Origin of the sequence: Natronolimnohabitans sp. A-GB9, from assembly GCF_030848565.1 — an archaeon.
In the GTDB taxonomy this organism is placed as follows: Archaea; Halobacteriota; Halobacteria; order Halobacteriales; family Natrialbaceae; genus Natronolimnohabitans.
This window is the reverse complement of the sequence record NZ_JAVDDV010000004.1, coordinates 1-15,539: the sequence shown is the minus strand read 5'-3', so window position 1 is coordinate 15,539 and position 15,539 is coordinate 1. Positions and strand designations below refer to the sequence as shown.

At 62.6% G+C, this 15,539-nt stretch carries 12 protein-coding genes and 1 pseudogene; 6 read left to right on the top strand and 7 right to left on the bottom strand.

What is annotated here, in order from left to right; all coding sequences use genetic code 11:
* Window positions 1-10: 10 nt before the first annotated feature.
* Window positions 11-1,375, bottom strand: coding sequence for a phosphoglucosamine mutase (glmM, locus tag RBH26_RS06725; RefSeq protein WP_306757405.1), 1,365 nt, complete (start codon window positions 1,373-1,375; stop codon window positions 11-13).
* A 145-nt stretch (window positions 1,376-1,520) separates the two neighbouring features.
* Between glmM and RBH26_RS06720 the strand changes: the two genes are divergently transcribed.
* From RBH26_RS06720 to RBH26_RS06710, 3 genes are all read left to right on the top strand, one after another.
* On the top strand, window positions 1,521-2,408 hold the full coding sequence (locus RBH26_RS06720) for a hypothetical protein (protein ID WP_306757404.1): 888 nt from the start codon (window positions 1,521-1,523) through the stop codon (window positions 2,406-2,408).
* A 188-nt stretch (window positions 2,409-2,596) separates the two neighbouring features.
* A complete protein-coding gene (locus RBH26_RS06715; RefSeq protein ID WP_306757402.1) occupies window positions 2,597-3,118 on the top strand; it encodes a hypothetical protein in 522 nt (173 codons plus the stop codon).
* 114 nt (window positions 3,119-3,232) lie between these two features.
* Complete coding sequence (locus RBH26_RS06710; protein WP_306757401.1) at window positions 3,233-4,087, top strand: ribose-phosphate diphosphokinase; 855 nt, start codon at window positions 3,233-3,235, stop codon at window positions 4,085-4,087.
* 26 nt (window positions 4,088-4,113) lie between these two features.
* Here the strand turns inward: RBH26_RS06710 and RBH26_RS06705 are convergent, their stop codons facing one another.
* The 5 genes from RBH26_RS06705 to RBH26_RS06685 all read right to left on the bottom strand — a co-directional run bounded on the left by RBH26_RS06705 (window position 4,114) and on the right by RBH26_RS06685 (window position 12,242).
* Entirely contained in the window at window positions 4,114-6,201 is a 2,088-nt protein-coding gene (locus tag RBH26_RS06705) for a hypothetical protein (RefSeq protein WP_306757400.1), read from the bottom strand.
* A gap of 141 nt (window positions 6,202-6,342) precedes the next feature.
* A complete protein-coding gene (locus tag RBH26_RS06700) occupies window positions 6,343-7,314 on the bottom strand; it encodes a permease (protein ID WP_306757399.1) in 972 nt (323 codons plus the stop codon).
* Window positions 7,311-7,709: a metalloregulator ArsR/SmtB family transcription factor gene (locus RBH26_RS06695; protein WP_306757398.1), complete on the bottom strand. Its 399-nt coding sequence runs from the start codon at window positions 7,707-7,709 to the stop codon at window positions 7,311-7,313. The genes RBH26_RS06700 and RBH26_RS06695 overlap by 4 nt, the downstream gene beginning before the upstream one ends.
* Window positions 7,710-8,134: 425 nt before the next feature.
* Window positions 8,135-11,392 carry an isoleucine--tRNA ligase gene (gene ileS, locus RBH26_RS06690; protein ID WP_306757397.1) on the bottom strand — a complete coding sequence of 1,086 codons (3,258 nt, stop codon included), beginning with the start codon at window positions 11,390-11,392 and terminating at the stop codon, window positions 8,135-8,137.
* A 415-nt stretch (window positions 11,393-11,807) separates the two neighbouring features.
* Complete coding sequence (locus RBH26_RS06685; RefSeq protein ID WP_306757396.1) at window positions 11,808-12,242, bottom strand: hypothetical protein; 435 nt, start codon at window positions 12,240-12,242, stop codon at window positions 11,808-11,810.
* Window positions 12,243-12,245: 3 nt separating this feature from the next.
* Between RBH26_RS06685 and RBH26_RS06680 the strand changes: the two genes are divergently transcribed.
* From RBH26_RS06680 to RBH26_RS06670, 3 genes are all read left to right on the top strand, one after another.
* The gene (locus RBH26_RS06680) at window positions 12,246-12,386 is read left to right on the top strand and encodes a helix-turn-helix domain-containing protein (RefSeq protein WP_306757395.1); all 141 of its coding nucleotides are present in this window, start codon (window positions 12,246-12,248) and stop codon (window positions 12,384-12,386) included.
* Between the two features lie 370 nt (window positions 12,387-12,756).
* Complete coding sequence (locus RBH26_RS06675) at window positions 12,757-14,121, top strand: radical SAM protein (RefSeq protein ID WP_306757394.1); 1,365 nt, start codon at window positions 12,757-12,759, stop codon at window positions 14,119-14,121.
* 2 nt (window positions 14,122-14,123) lie between these two features.
* Window positions 14,124-15,092 (top strand): radical SAM protein, encoded by a 969-nt coding sequence (locus RBH26_RS06670; RefSeq protein WP_306757393.1) that lies wholly within the window; start codon window positions 14,124-14,126, stop codon window positions 15,090-15,092.
* Window positions 15,093-15,096: 4 nt separating this feature from the next.
* Here RBH26_RS06670 and RBH26_RS06665 read toward each other — a convergent pair.
* Window positions 15,097-15,539, bottom strand: a pseudogene (locus tag RBH26_RS06665) (M42 family peptidase); the annotation flags it as partial.

The window sequence follows — 15,539 nt, the reverse complement described above, 5'->3', positions numbered from 1 at the left end:
GCGGACCGTATCAGGCGTCGGCTTTCGCCTCGGCCAGCGTCTCGTACATCTCGTCGGCGAGTTCGCCGGCACGGTCGTCGTTTCGGGCCTCGGCGTAGATCCGGACCAGCGGCTCGGTGCCGGAGGGACGGGCAAGCACCCAGGCGTCGCCGTAGTCCAGTCGGTAGCCGTCACGGGTGTTGAGTTCGGCATCCGCGGCGTGGGCGTGGTTCGCCGCGGCGTCTAACATCGCGTCGCGTTCGGCCGTCGACTCGTAGGCGATGTTGTGTCGAACGTTTGCGTAGCCGCCATAGGGGGCGACGACCTCGCTGACCGGCTGCTCGGCGACGAGTTCGAGAAAGCGGGCCGCGGTGAAGGCGCCGTCGCGGGTCAGTCGGTACGACGGGAAGAAGATCCCGCCGTTGCCCTCGCCGGCGATCGGGACGTGTTCGCCGTTCGCCTCGAGTTCTTCGATCCGGGTGATGATGTTCGTCGAGCCGATGGGAGTAAGCTCGAGGTCGGCGCCGACCTCGCCGACGACGTCGACGAGTCGCTGGGAGACGTTGACTGCGGAGACGGTCGTGTCTCCTTTCTCGAGTTCGGCTGCCGCGAGTGCGGCCAGTGCGGCGTCGCCGGAGACGTACTCGCCGTTCTCGTCGAAGAAAATCGCGCGGTCGGCGTCGCCGTCGTGGGCGATGCCGATATCGGCGTCGGTCGCACGCACCAGCTGCCCGAGGTCCTCGAGGTTGTCCCGGACGGGTTCGGGATCGCGGCCGGGGAAGTGGCCGTCGGGCTGGCTGTTGACGGTCACGACGCGACAGCCTAGTTCGCGGAAGAATTCGGGGCTCGTCAGCGTGCCAGCGCCGTGGCCTGGATCGAGCGCGACCGTCAACTCGGCGTCGGCGATGGTTTCTCGGTCGGCCGCCGCGAGCAGTTCGTCGACGTACGTTCGCTTGACGCCGTCGACCTCACGGACGCGGCCGGTCTCGTCCCAGGCTGCGACCTCGAACCCCTCTGCGAGCAACACCTCCTCGATGTCCTCGAGGTCCGAGACGGCGAGTTCGATCCCGTCGGCACCGACGAGTTTGACGCCGTTGTACTGGGGTGGGTTGTGCGACGCCGTGATCACCATAATGGGGACCCCCTCCCGTTCGGCGTAGGCCTGTGCACCCGGCGTCGGGACGATTCCCAGACGGTCGACGTCCGTTCCCGTGCTGGCGAGCCCGCTTGCGGCCGCATCGGCCAGCATCCGCCCCGTGTATCGCGTGTCGCGTGCGATACCGACCCGGTCGACCCCCCAGGCCGTTCCGGCCGCCTTCGCGACGCGCAGGACGAACTCGGGCGTCAGTTCCTCGTTGGCGACGCCCCGCGTCCCGCTCGATCCGAACACTTGCATCACACACTAGTCGTAGCGGTTCCCTCAAAGGGATTGCGTAACCGACATCGCGGCCGAACACGGCCGAGACGTCGTTTCGAGTAGCCGGCAGTTCGCCGTCGGCGCAGACAGAACGCTTTCGGCACCCGATCACCATCGGATACGTATGCAGTCTATCGAGGAGAAACGCATCTACGGCGACCGACAGGGGGCCCTCGAGGCCTACGTCAGCAGTTCGATCGGCGTCGTTCGCGTTCGGGTCGCCGACGATACCGTCGGCGAGTTCGGTCTCTGTGATCGTTGTACCGCTCGTGATATCGCTTCTACGGATGGCGCAGTCGCAGTCGCGACCGACGAGGACGTCCGACTGATCGAGCGGACGGATCCGACCGGGAACGAAGGCGTTACCGACGCGACCGTAAGCGACGCCGGCTTCGGGCCCGCCGTCGCGGTCGGCGCCGACGACACCGGATTGATCGCTGCCGGTCCCGACGGCGAGGTGGCACGTCTCCCGACGACGTCGGTGTCCGACGCAACTGACGCCGAGTGGACGCCCCTCGAGACCGACGACGTCGCGACGGTCCGGGCGATCGACGGCGATCTCGTCGGCACCGATGCGGGCGTCTACCGCGTCCACGACGGCGGGCTCGATCACGCCGGCCTCACGGACGTCCACGATGTCTCCGCGGCCGGTGTCCCGCTCGCTGGGACCGAAGACGGCCTCTACAAGCTCGGCAACGGCTGGATGGAAGTCCTCGAGGGCGAGTTCGAGACCGTCGCCGCGGATCCACAAAGCGAGCCCGGACGACTGGCCCGTGCCAACGCTGTCTCGGGTGAGACGATCTACGCATACGATCCCGACGACGAATCCTGGATGGCCTACGACCACTCGACCGACCCGATCGTCGGCGTCGGCTACGGACGGACGGTCTACGCCGTCACCGAACGAGGGACGTTCCTCTCGGCGACACCCGAGGACGACACCGGGTCCTGGCGATCGCGAACGCTCGGTGTCGGCGACGTGACGGGACTGGCGATTCCGACACCGAAGTGATACGAACTGCTGTCGGTCAGTTCCGGTGCAACCGCAGCCCGGGTCGCGGTTGCGCCGGTACCGACGTACAGTTGTCCGTATGACGTGTCGCCGATGAACTACGAGTCCACAGTAAGTACGGCAGTGACGTTCGTCTCTCGACGTTTCTGTCGAACGTTTAATTATCCCTGTATCTCTTTCTATCCGATATGAGTGGACTATCACGTCGACAACTACTCGCAGGAGGAGCAACTGCTCTCGCCGGTACCGTCGCCGGCTGCTCGAGTAGCGATGAGGAAAACGACGACGAGAACGCCGCCGAAAACGGCGAGGAAAACGACGAAGAGAACGGTGAGGAGGTAGAAACCGAAGGAACGACCGAAATCAGTACGATTCTCGGCGAGATCACCGTCGCCAACTCGACCGACACGGCTCACGCGGTCGACGTTCTTGTCGAGTTCGATAGCGAGATCGAAGAGTGGGAGACGAGAGAACTAGCAGCCTACGAGGACGTCACACTCGAGCGAAGCTGGCCGACCGATTCAGGTCAGGTCCGTGTGACCGCACGGCTCGACCAGAACGAACCGGTTCAGGTGACGCCGGCACAGTGGAACGATCCGGACTGTCTCAATCTCCTGGTGCGGATCGACAACGATGGCGACGGGGACAGCGAGGTAGAACTGCATAGCAATACCGACGGCGGTCCTTGTGGTGAGAGCGGGGCGGCGTAGTCAGATCGCCGCTGGCTGCGGCCGCGCCGGAATTGTCCTTTAGCACCATTTCTGCCGATGGTCTGGGACGGCGAGAACGAAAACGGGTTTAGCCCGCACGCTTTCCACTCGAGTATGACCACGATCGTCAGCGGGTCGGCGTCGCAGACGCTTTCGGCCAGGCTCGCACGCGAACTCGAGGTACCACTCGCAGCCGTCGAGTACGACCGGTTTCCCGACGGCGAACTGCTCGCCGCCGCGCCGGATTTCGACGACGATCGCGCGATCGTCGTCGCCTCGACCGTCTCGAGCGACACCCACCTCGAGCTTTTGCAACTGCAAGACGCCGTTCGCGAGGCCGGCGCCGAAGAGGTCGTCACCGTGATCCCGTACATGGGATACGCACGCCAGGACAAACCCTTCGAGTCGGGCCATCCCGTTTCTGCACGAGCGGTCGCACGCGCGCTCTCGACCGGTGCCGACCGCGTGCTGACGGTCACACCCCACGAGGAAGCGGTCTGTGAGTTCTTCGAACCGACGGCGACGGCCGTCGGCGCGGCCGACCGACTCGCCGAACCGCTGCCGGACGACCTCGAGGAGCCGGTCTTCCTCTCGCCGGACGAAGGCGCGATCGACCTCGCCGAGACGGTCCGTGACGCCTACGGCGACGGCGAGACGGATTACTTCGAGAAGGTCCGTCACTCGGGGACCGACGTCGAGATCACACCCAGCGACGTCGACGTGACCGACCGGGACGTCGTCGTCGCCGACGACATCATCGCGACGGGCTCGACGATGAGCGAGGCCGTCGGCGTTCTCCAGGAGCGAGGCGTCGGCCGCGTCTTCGTCACCTGCGTCCACCCGCTGCTCGCCCGCAACGCCGTCACGAAGCTCCGGCGGGCCGGCGTCGAAGCGATCTACGGGACCGACACGATCGAGGGGCAGACGAGTACGGTCTCGGTCGCGCCGACCCTCGCCGCCGAACTGTAGCCGTCCGACCGTTTCGCTCTCGCGTTCTATTGTCGGCGTCGCCGCCCGAGTCCAACCAGCACTGCGAGACCGGCAGCGACGACCGCGACCCCGACGCCGAAACCAGGCATCGACTCGAGTTTCGAGCGGAGCCCGCCGACGGTGATCGTCGTCGATTCCCCGCCGACAGTAACCTCGTACTCGCCGTCGTCGTCGAACGTGAGTTCCGTCTCGAGGCGTTCCGTCTCGCCCGGCGCGAGCGCGATCGGCTCGGCGGCCGTCGTCCCCGCCGCGTTTCGGACCTCGAGAGTACCGGCCGCGGGCAGTTCGTCGGCGGTCGTCACCGTCGCCATCACCGTCACCTCGTCACCGGGACCGACGCTATCGGGCTCTGCCCGTAGCTCCGTGACGTGGAGGCTCGGCGTCGATCGGACGTACACCGTCGCCCGGTCCTTGCCGACCCGGACGTCGTAGACGCCGGGTGCCGGCGGCACCCACGAAAGCGTCGTCGTCGCTCGCTCGCCGCCCTCGAGGACGTGCCGATCGGAGTCGACGATTTCGCCGTCGACCTGTAGCGTGGCGTCGGCAGTCCCCGAGCGGTCGTCGACGTTCGCGACCACGACTGGGGCGTCGACACGTTCACCGGCCGGGACTGCCAGCACCTTTTCTCGAGCGAGGTCGGCACTCGGGCCCGTCAGCGCGTCACGGTCCCAGACGTCCCACTCCTGGCCTGTGACCGCGGGTGGATCGTCGCCGAGGCCGTACGTGACGGTCGCACCCGACGGTCCGAACGCTGCCCGGTGTTCGAACCGGTTCCACGCGTCGGGTGTCGCCGTCGTCTCCGTATACCGTTCGGCGCTGTCTCGCAGCTCCGTCCCGCCTGCACGTTCGATCGCCTCGAGGAGGTCCGTCCCGGTCACGCTGTCGTCCTGGGCGTTCAACTGTCGGAAGACGTCGTCGAGCGTTCGGTCCCCGTCGCTCGCCAGCCGTAGCTTTCGGTCGAGTTCGCCGTAGACGAGCGGCCCTTTCACGTAGTCGGTCTCGACGTCGGTCCAGGTCGCCGGCTCGGCGAGGATCCCGTCGGCGTACGGCGAGCGCTCGCCGCGCTCGAGGGCAGTCCGAAACTCGCTAAACGAGATCAGCCCCTGCTCTTTGGCGAGCAGGCCGGCGTAGTACTCGGCCTGGGCCTCGACTATCCACGCGGCGTCGGTTGCCGTGTCGCCGCCCGCAAAGCCCTGTCGGGTGTGGACGTACTCGTGGAGCCAGACGTTGTCGGCTGCCTCGAGCGGGGCGTCGTCGACGACCCAGGCGTCGCCATCACCGTACTGGACGCCGCGTGGCCCCCAGTCGGCGTCTCCAGGTGCGGCGACGACGAACGTTTCGGCGTTTCGGTCGCCGACCGCGAGTCGCTCGCTCGCGGCCGCAAGCGCCTCGAGGACGTCGTCCGGGTCCTCGTAGAGGGCGGCGTCGTGGGGAACGGCCAGCCTGATCGTCTCCCCGTCTACGGTCCGTTCGTGTTCTTCGACCGGCCCGAAGACGGCGATGTCGCCGCCGGTCGCGCCAGCCCCGTCGACGGTGGTCGTCTCCTCGACGCCGACGTCGACGGATTCGGGTTGCTGGTAGGAGAGGCCGACGAAGGGGACCCGGACGATCGCCCAGTCGCCGGCGTCGTGGAAGGTGTAGCCGTCGACGGTCTCGTGGCGGTCGCGGTCGGCGAGTCCCGTTCGGTCGGCCGGCATCGTAAATCGGATCGACGGCTCGTCGACGTCTTCGGTCCACTCGTATCTGCCATCCCCAACCGATTCGAAGCCCTCAGTCGCTGCAACGTCGGCATCCGACTCGAGAACGACCGCCAGTCCGCTCACCGCGTCGGGAACCGCGACCCTCACCTCGGCCTCGAACTCGCCCGGCCGATCCGGACGGTGGCGCAACTCCGTCGTCCGATAGATGACGTCGTCGGCGTCGGTCAGGGCTGTCGCCGCGTCGTGATCACTCGTCGACGCGGTCGACTCGAGGCCGTCGGTGCCGGCGTCGGTATCGATCGACGGCGCCGCGGCGCTCGCGCCGGCGATTCCCGCCGGTAGGCTCCCGACCAGCAACACGACGATAACGAGCGTGGCGATCCGGGCGTTCACTACCTCCCGCTGGTGAATCAGCGGTTATGACTTTTGTGACATCGGTACTGTCACGCTACGACGAATACGTACCGAACGGGTAGTCGCCGCCACGATCGGCGCTGTCGCCTGCTGTTCGAACTGCTGTCGATGTGGCTGGTATCAGAGCACGCCAGCCAGAACCGTGTTGAACAGCACACCGACGGTAATTCCAATCGCCACGACGGTGCCGGCATAGATCGCAAGGAGGCGTCGTTCGAAGAGTTTGTTCAACAGGATCAGGTTCGGAATGCTGATCCCGGCGCCACCGATGACGAACGCGATCACCGTCCCGATGGGGATTCCCTGTTCGGCCAGCGAGTGGGCGATCGGCAACATGCCGCTGATACTCACGTAAATCGGTGCGCCAGCCAGTGCGGCCATCGGCGTCGCGAGCGGATTCTCCGGCCCGGCGATCCGCTGGAGAAGCGTCTCCGGAACGGCACCGTGGATAAGCGCCCCGATCGTGATTCCGACGACGATGTACGGAAGCGTATCCCAGAAAAACGACAGCGATCCACGTCCGGCTGCAACGATCCGCTCTCGGTGGGACCGCGTGGCAGAGCCACGACACGCACAGCTCGACGCGCCAGCCGCCGATCCACCGTCGGTCGTAATCTCGCGTCCGCCAGCAGTGATTCGAACGTCTTTGACGTAGTTATCCAGATTCAGTGTGCCGATAATTATGCCACCGACGATCGCCGCGAACAGTGCCGTTACGACGTAGGCGACGGTCACGCTGGTCCCGAAGAGCCCGAACAGCAGTACGACGGCGATCCAGTTGACGATCGGCGATGCGAGCAGAAACGAAAATGCGAGGCCGGTCGGCGCTCCGGCACCGAGCAAGCCCGCGAGGATCGGCACCGTCGAACACGAACAAAACGGGGTTACTGCACCGAGGCCAGCAGCGAGGACGTTTCCGCTTCCGTGGTCTCGAGAGCGAAGCATCGCCTCGACTCGTTCCGGTGGCAGATACTCCTGTGCGAGGCCGACGAGAAACGACGCCCCGACGAACAGCGGGGCGAGGACGATCGCTAGATGGACGAAATACTCGGCGGAGTCGACCAGTGCCGTCTCGTAGCCGGTGGGGATCATCGGTCGGACTCACTCAGCGCCCTGGCGAGATCAAGCAACTGGAGGCTCGCCGTGTCCGCGATTCGATAGTAGGTCCATTTCCCGTCTTTACGAGTTCGAACGATGCCGGCCTCGCGGAGTCGCGAGAGGTGGGTTCCGACGGTCGACTGCGGTGCATCGAGGATCGTCTCCAGTTCGCAGGCACACAGCTCGCCGTCGCGGAGCGCCTCGATGATCCGGAGCCGTTTTTCGTTCGCGAGCGCCTTGAAAACGGATAGCTCTCCGTCGATTTCCTCGTCGCTGATCCTGCGGTTTGCCGGAAAGGCCTCCTCACAGCAGGCCCCTTCGCTCATCCGGTTGATCGTCTTGCTTGCCGATTCAGTCGTTCCGTCGTCGATTCTGGCTCGATCAGTCATCGTCGATCAGTCCTCGTCGCTCGAGTCGATTTCTTCGATCTCGACACCACAGCAACAGTCGTCGTTCGATTCGTCCGAGTCACGGCCGAGTATGCGATCGATCAGTCCCATACATATCGAGAAAGTCCGATCCGGCTTAACCGTTTCGCTCGAAGCGATACGGTTCGAGACGGATTCGTCGGTGGGATCACCGCCTGGGTTTTAGTACGTCTTTCGAAGACGGTCGTCGGAGCGGGTATCGTTCAGGATCAGCATCCACCCTCGAGTGGTCGAGACACCGTCGTCGTCTCGAAGAACTCCTCGAATCGAGAATATTCGATTCGAACTATTTCGATTGGTGTCACCGGGCGACGCTCGAAGCAGTTGCTCTCGAGTACGGTACCGATTCGAGTCGTCCCGTCCGGAAAAACGAGCGTTCGTGAGTGTTAGTCCGACGCTTCCGCGGCCGCCAGCGGCTCGAGTGCGATCTCCATCGTCACGTTTTCGACCTCCCACTCCTTTCGCTCGCCGTCATCGACCTCGAGGGAACCGATCTCGTCGGCACGGACCTCCTCACGGATCAGGTCCTCGCGTTCGGCGACGAGGTCGGCGACGCGGTCGTCGTCGATCTCGATCTCGAGTGCGATGCGTTCCTCGACGTCTAAGTCGAGATCCTTGCGCATCTCCTGGACGCGGCGAATGACCTCGCGGGCGTAGCCCTCGCTTTCGATGTCCTCGGTCAGCGACGCGTCGACGTAGGCGACGCCGCGGTCGTCGCCGTTCAGGCCGAACGCGGTCCCCGCGATGTCGTCGGGGGTCTCCGTGACGAACGACACCATCGACTCCTCGAGGGACTCGTCGTCTTCGAGGTGGTCGGCGACGGCCGCCTCGAGCGCCTCGAGGCTCGGCTCGTCGATACGGGCCTCGTTGAGTGCGTTCATGACCTGCCCGGCGCGGCCGCCGAAGGCCGGCCCGAGTTCGCTCATATCGGCCTCGGCGCTGTACTGGAGCTCTTCCCAGCGGTCTTCGGCCGAGACGAGTTCGATCTCGCGGGCGTTGAGCCGGTCGGCGAGCAGGTCGGTGTGACGGGAAACGGCTTCGGCGACGCGGTCGTCGTCGGCGGCGACGACGACCCGCGGGACGGGCCAGCGAAGTTTGCGGCCGGCCTGCTGGCGGGCGTTCGCGCCTGCTTCCTCGATCGCCCGCAGGAAGGCGACGTCGTCCTCGAGTTGTTCGTCGACCCAGAACTCCTCGACCGTCGGCCAGTCACACATGTGGACGGTGGCGTGCTCGGCGTCGCCCGTGAGGGTGCCGTAGATCTCCTCGGAGATAAACGGCGCGTAAGGGGCGAGCAGGGCGACCGTCTCCCGCAGCACGCGGTAGATCGTCGCGTAGGCGGCCGTCTTGGAGGCGCTGTCCTCTTCCTCCCACATACGCTCGCGGACGGCCTGGACGTAGAAGCGGGAGACGTCTTCGACGACGAAGTCGACGAGCGCGTCCAGAGCCTTGTCCTGGCGCCGATCCTCGAAGTGGTCGGTCATCTCGGCTTTCGTCGACTGCAGGCGGGCGAGCACCCACTCGTCGATCAACTCGAGATCGTCGTCGACCTCTGCTAAGGTAGTTTCCTGGGGATCGAAGCCGTCTAAGCGCATGTACGGCAGCGGGAACCGGAAGACGTTCCACAGGGTGCGGAGGTGGTTCTCCATCGTCTGCATCCCGTCCCAGTCAAAGCGCATGTCCTCGCCCTGCGGGTTGTTCGATAACAGGAACATGCGCATGACGTCTCGGCCGTGGCGGTCGATGGCCTCGTGGGGATCGATGAGGATGTCCTTGGACTTGGACATCGCGCGGCCGTCGGGCATCAGCGCGTGGCCGTGCATCAGGACCTCTTCGTAGGGGATCTCGCCGATAGCGGCGGTTCCCATCCCGAGCTGGGACCAGAACCAGCCACGGGTCTGGTCGTGGGCCTCGAGGATGAAGTCGGCGGGCCAGAGTTCGTCGAACTGGCTGTCGTCTTCGGGGTAGTTCAGTGTGCCCCACGATGCGACCGCCGCGTCGAGCCAAACGTCGAAGACGTCGGGGACGCGGGTGTAGGTGGTGCCGTCCTCGGTGATCGTCAACTCATCGACCGTGTTCTTGTGGAGGTCGACGGTCTCGGGATCGACGTCCTGGTCGACCCGCTCGGCGAGTTCCTCGCGGTCGCTGATGACGATCATGTCCTCGTTCGCGCGCCCGCTGGCGCGCTCTGTACTGGCGGCGGTACCCGTCCCGTCGTCGCGGTTCTCAGGGGTCCAGACCGGTAATGGTGTCCCCCAGTAGCGCTGTCGCGAGACGTTCCAGTCCGGCGCTTCCTCGACGAAGTCCCGGAAGCGATTATCGCGGGCCCAGTCGGGGGCCCACTCGCTGTCCGCGATGTTCGCCAGTAGCTCGTTCTTGATCTCCGCCGTCGTGATGAACCATTGGTCGGTGACGATCTGGAGAATGCCCGTGTCGCAGCGCCAGCAGTGGCCGTAGCTGTGCTGGACGGTACCCGAGGCGAGTAAGGCACCGTTGTCGTCTAAGTCCGCGATGATCTCGTCGTCGGCGTCTTTGACGAACTCCCCCGCGTACTTGCCGGCCTCGTCGGTGTAGACGCCATCGCCGTCGACGGGACAGAAGATCGAGAAGCCGAGTTCGCGCCCGCGCTCGAAGTCCTCCTCACCATGGCCCGGTGCGGAGTGGACGAGGCCGGTCCCGTCGCCGCCCGTGTCGACGTAGTCGGCGGCGTAGATCTCGTGCGTGCCCTCTGCGTCGACGTGGTCGGGGACTTCTTCGGCCAGCGGGTGCTCGTAGGACCAGCCGATCAGGTCTTCGCCGGTGAATTCCTCGACGATCTCGTACTCCTCGTAGCGACCCTCGCGCAGCACTTCCTCGTGTTTGGCCTCGGCGAGGTAGAGTAGCTCTTCTTCGCCGTTCTTCTGGGCGCGAACGCCGACGTAATCGCCGTCCTCGTCGACGGCAACGAAGGTGTTCGCCGGGATCGTCCACGGGGTAGTCGTCCAGATGACGATCTTTCCATCTCGGTCCTCCAGGTCGAATTTGACGTAGACAGAGTGATCCTCGACGTCCTCGTACTCGACCTCGTTGTTCGCGATCGCCGTCTCACACCGCGGACACTGCGAGATCGAGCGGTGGCCCTTCTCGACGAGGCCGCGCTCGGCGGCCTTCGAAAACCCCCACCAGGCGGCCTCCATGTACTCCGGTGAGAGGGTCTTGTAGGGATCCGACCAGTCCATCCAGACGCCGAAATCCTGGAAGTCCTCCTGCAGCCCCTCGAGTTGCTCCTCGGCGTACTCTTTGCAGGCCTCGACGAAGTTCTCCTCGCCGAACTCCTCGATGTCCTGTTTGTTCTCGAAGCCGAGTTTCTCCTCGACCCGGGTCTCGATCGGGAGCCCGTGCATGTCGTAGCCCGGGCGGTCGGTGACGTCGTATCCCTGCATCCGCCAGAAGCGGAGATAGACGTCTTTCAGCGTCTTGTTCCAGGTCGTCCCCATGTGGGCCGATCCCGACGTGTACGGCGGTCCGTCGACGAAGAAGAACGATTCACCGTCGGATCGGTGCTCGACCGTTTGCTCGTAGGCGTCGACGTCGTCCCAATACTCGAACACCCGCTGCTCTAACTCGTGGGCGTCGTACTGGTCGCCAATATCGTCGAGTGAGTACATGTATGTCTGTTATCACTCCGGGGATAAATGGAATGTGGTCGTGCACTGATCGAACGGACACACGCATAAGACGGGTGTTTTCAGCCAAACACAAATCGCCGCTGAACACCTCGAGCGGACCGACACGGTCGGCTGCGCCGAGTCCGCTGCATCGGTCGTAGATCGATACCGAAGTCGTCCGCCGCTTGAGTCGCTGAAACACGTATTCAGGTTCGAGACGCACCTGTATGTGACACATTTCCTACCAATAGAAATGCTTATTTGCTAATACGGTGTATGTGCACGCAAGATATAGGGCTGATTACATTTCCTGGTTACAGTTCGACAATCGATCATGGGGGAGACACGTCATAGCATGTGTTCGCAACTCCGAGCACGAATCAAAGTACGCGCCCCGTCCGGTTGCCCGCTCACATCACTCGAAGTCGATACTGACCACGTTCAGTTGCTTTCGCGAACGATCGATCACGCCGGGAAGCGAATAGATCTGCTCGCGTCGAAACGCGACATCCCGACCGAACACGATGCGATCAGTTCCGAGTTCACGGACGGCGCGACGACCATCTATCGGGTAGAAACCGACACGAACGACTGTATCTGTCGAACCGTCGAATGTTCCGGAATACCGATCGAATGCGTCGATATCGATGAGGATGGTCTGTACTATACCGTCTATCCGTCCTCGCGCGACGAATTGCGAACAGTTTTGGCGAGACTTCGAAAGTGTGCAGAATCGGTCCAGCTCGTTCAGCTCACTGCCGATACAACGGTCGGTGAGGAGACCTCGTACAACACTATCGATATGAACCGCTTGACCGAACGACAGCGGGAAGTCCTTCGAACTGCGCACCGGATGGGGTACTTCTCGTATCCGCGTGAGACGACCGCCGAGGAGATCGCCGACGCGCTCGATATCGCCACGAGTACGGTCCACAAACACCTCGTCGCCGCACTCGGAAACCTGTTCGACTCCCTGTATCCGGTGGATACGTAATCGTCGGTTCCGTCTCGGCCCCGTCTCCGTAGCCGAGTCGGGTGGTCACCCAGTTTTCGTCATCAGTGGCCGAGCGAGTATCGGACGATCCCCGCTGAACGCACTCGTCTCCAACGAGTGAATACAACCCTCTGAGGGGACGTAAATAAAACGGTGGATTATTTTCAGAAATAACCAATTCCTATTGCCTGCTATATTCGCTTGCCCATGTCAGGGTTCGATGCGAGCGAAACCGAGTTCGTGGACGAGTCGTTCAGCGAAGCCAAAAAAGAGGCTGCGGACCATCAGGCGAAACTTCCGGTGACATTCTACTAAGGATCGATTCCCGACCGTACCGATAGCCAACTGTACACCCTATTATTTCGATCCAATGACCCAGACACACCTCCAACTCACGGACGAATACTTCCTGAAGGCCGGCGGCGACGAGTTCGTCCTCTTCCACTTCGACGAGGAAGAGACGAAACAACTTACGCAGAGCCAATACGAGGTGTTACGACAGCTCCAGTTAGGCACACCCGTCGATTCGGTGTTAGACGGATTCGACCGCGAAAGCCGAGACCACGTTAGAGAGTTTCTCGAGTTCCTCCGGAGAGAAAACGTCCTTGAAGAGAGTGAGGCTGTGCCCCAAGAGGTCCCGCCACCAGTCGACGAACCCCGTCTCAAATTGGCCCATCTCGACGTTACCGAGGGCTGCAACATCGCCTGTACGCACTGCTATCAGGAGCCGTACCTCCACCAGGGCGAGGGGCTGTCGATAGACCAGATCAGACGGATCGTAAACGAGTTGTACTGGATGAACGTCGAGTCGGTCATCGTCTCCGGTGGCGAACCATTGACGAGACCGGACCTCTTCGAGATTATCGATCTGATCGAACAACGGTACATTCGCGTTCAAGACATCCTGACGAATGGGATGTTGATTACCGAAGAAACGATCGAAAAAATCCGGTCGCTTCGGAGTTCGCCGAACATCGTCGTATCGCTCAACGGCCTCACCCCCGATTCCGACGACGAAATCAGAGGCCAAGGTACGAACGAAGCCTGCAAGCGCGGACTCGAACGGGTCGCTGACTCGGACATCGAAGCACACGTCTGTAGCGTCGCTACGACGGTAAACCTCGAGGAACTGCCCGAGATGTACGAGTACCTGATGGATCTCGGAGTGAAACGGTGGCGAGTCGGACTTGCACAGGTCGAACCCGACACCACTGAGGAGGGACACTTCGATATCGACCTCGACGAGTACCAGTCCGTCAGTAGAGAGATCGTCGAGAAACACCTCGAAACGGAGACCGACATGAGAATCAATATCGAGGGGATCTTCAAAGAAGAGGTGTTCGAGTTCGGCTACTCGAAGTACGAACCGGACTCGATCATCTGCCGGTACAACGAACGAAGTTGCTGTGTGAAACCGGACGGCACTGTGACGCCGTGTACGCTCCTTCACGACTACGAGTGTGGGGACGTAACCGATGAACAACTCGAGGACGTCTGGACTGGTGATACCATGCGAGAGTTCAAACAGACGACAGTTTCCGAAGTAATTCCGGAGGACTGCCGGACGTGTGACGCCCTGGAGTACTGTGGCGGCGGCTGTCGATGGTGGTCCTGGAACGTCGACGATACCCTGGCCGGACGCGATCCACGATTCTGCCAGAATATGCAATATTTCGTCGACGAAATTCTTCCGATGGTCGAAGAGCGAACCGAAACGAAACCGACGCCGCTCTAATCATGCGCGAACCGAACCATATTACGCTCGAGGTGACCAATCGCTGTCACTTGGAGTGTTCTCATTGCTATCTCGAAACGAATCGCGGCCTCGATGAACTTTCGGTCGCCGAGATAGAGACGAATTTACTCCCACATCTACGGGAGTACGATATCGAATCGTTCGTGATTACGGGTGGTGAAGCCCTTCTTCGACCGGACACCGACGAGATCTGTGAGATTGTGTCTCGACACGTCGACGAGTTGCGGCTCCTGACGTCATTATCGACGCCAGAAGCCGCGTCGAGAGTCAACGATCTTCCAATAGACGCGCTCAGCGTCTCAGTAGACGGGCCACGACAGACACACGACGCCATCAGGGGCAACGGAACGTTCGACCGCGTCCTCGAAAACCTGCGACGTATCGACCGTACCTGTCTGGACGAATTCTATCTCAACTGTGTGGTTTCGTCGTACAACGAAGATCGGTTTTCGGACCTTCTCGAGGTGGTCGAGCCATTCGCCGATAAGGTCGGGTTTCAGCTTCAGACCTGGGGTCGACCGAGCGACGTAGCCCGTTCGGCCGAGCGACTGGGTTGTGATGAAGGGGTGATGATGTTGCCAGTCTTGCCCGAACATCCGGCGAATACGGCGGCCGTCAACGAGGGGTTGCGGGACGTTCGAGAGCGTGCCGAACAGTCACCGGCAACCGTACAGGTATTTCCGCCAGGCGCTTCCGAGTCCACCGTTGACGAGTGGTTCGACGACGGAGAGCGCGATCACCGGCGGGGGTGTGAAGCGATCTACCGTCGACCGCTTATCGGTCCTGAAGGTGACGTCTATCCCTGTCCGTTCGTCCGACAACCGATGGGAAATGTTCGCGACGATCGGCTCGCCGACATCTGGACGGGACGAGAAATAAGTCAATTCCGCGAACAGCTGTCGAAAGAGGGGCTGTTGCCGGTCTGTAACCGGTGTGCCTGTTCCTCGTGAGGTGCTACAATCGATCGATCGTCCCGGCGTCCCCGATCTTCGAAAGGAGATCAGTTAGTAACCCGATCGTCGCTTCGACGTCATCGGCGTCGACTACTTCGACTGTTGTATGCAGGTTACGCGTCGGAAAGCCGAGATGTAAAGTCGGAACCGGACCGTGTTCGGTGGCGAATACGTCCGCATCCGTTCCTGTTCCGTCCGGTGTCGCCTGGAATTGAATCGATCGGTCGGTAGCATCCGCAACGGATCTGGTAGCGGCAACCAGCCGGTGATGTGTCCCACCGCCGCGAGCAACGATCGGTCCACTGCCGAGCGTAATTCGGTTGCCAACCGACGGTGATGCCTTGGGGGAGTCCGTCGCAACTCCCGCATCGACGACGAGCACCGCATCTACGTCGTACTCGGCCGAAATCATCGACGCACCGCGTCGGCCGATTTCTTCTTGAA

Excerpts from the sequence above, each read along its gene's own strand:
- glmM (WP_306757405.1), bottom strand. The coding sequence starts at position 1,375 with ATGCAAGTGTTCGGATCGAGCGGGACGCGGGGCGTCGCCAACGAGGAA.
- RBH26_RS06720 (WP_306757404.1), top strand. The coding sequence starts at position 1,521 with ATGCAGTCTATCGAGGAGAAACGCATCTACGGCGACCGACAGGGGGCC.
- RBH26_RS06715 (WP_306757402.1), top strand. The coding sequence starts at position 2,597 with ATGAGTGGACTATCACGTCGACAACTACTCGCAGGAGGAGCAACTGCT.
- RBH26_RS06710 (WP_306757401.1), top strand. The coding sequence starts at position 3,233 with ATGACCACGATCGTCAGCGGGTCGGCGTCGCAGACGCTTTCGGCCAGG.
- RBH26_RS06700 (WP_306757399.1), bottom strand. The coding sequence starts at position 7,314 with ATGATCCCCACCGGCTACGAGACGGCACTGGTCGACTCCGCCGAGTAT.
- RBH26_RS06695 (WP_306757398.1), bottom strand. The coding sequence starts at position 7,709 with ATGACTGATCGAGCCAGAATCGACGACGGAACGACTGAATCGGCAAGC.
- ileS (WP_306757397.1), bottom strand. The coding sequence starts at position 11,392 with ATGTACTCACTCGACGATATTGGCGACCAGTACGACGCCCACGAGTTA.
- RBH26_RS06680 (WP_306757395.1), top strand. The coding sequence starts at position 12,246 with ATGGGGTACTTCTCGTATCCGCGTGAGACGACCGCCGAGGAGATCGCC.
- RBH26_RS06675 (WP_306757394.1), top strand. The coding sequence starts at position 12,757 with ATGACCCAGACACACCTCCAACTCACGGACGAATACTTCCTGAAGGCC.
- RBH26_RS06670 (WP_306757393.1), top strand. The coding sequence starts at position 14,124 with ATGCGCGAACCGAACCATATTACGCTCGAGGTGACCAATCGCTGTCAC.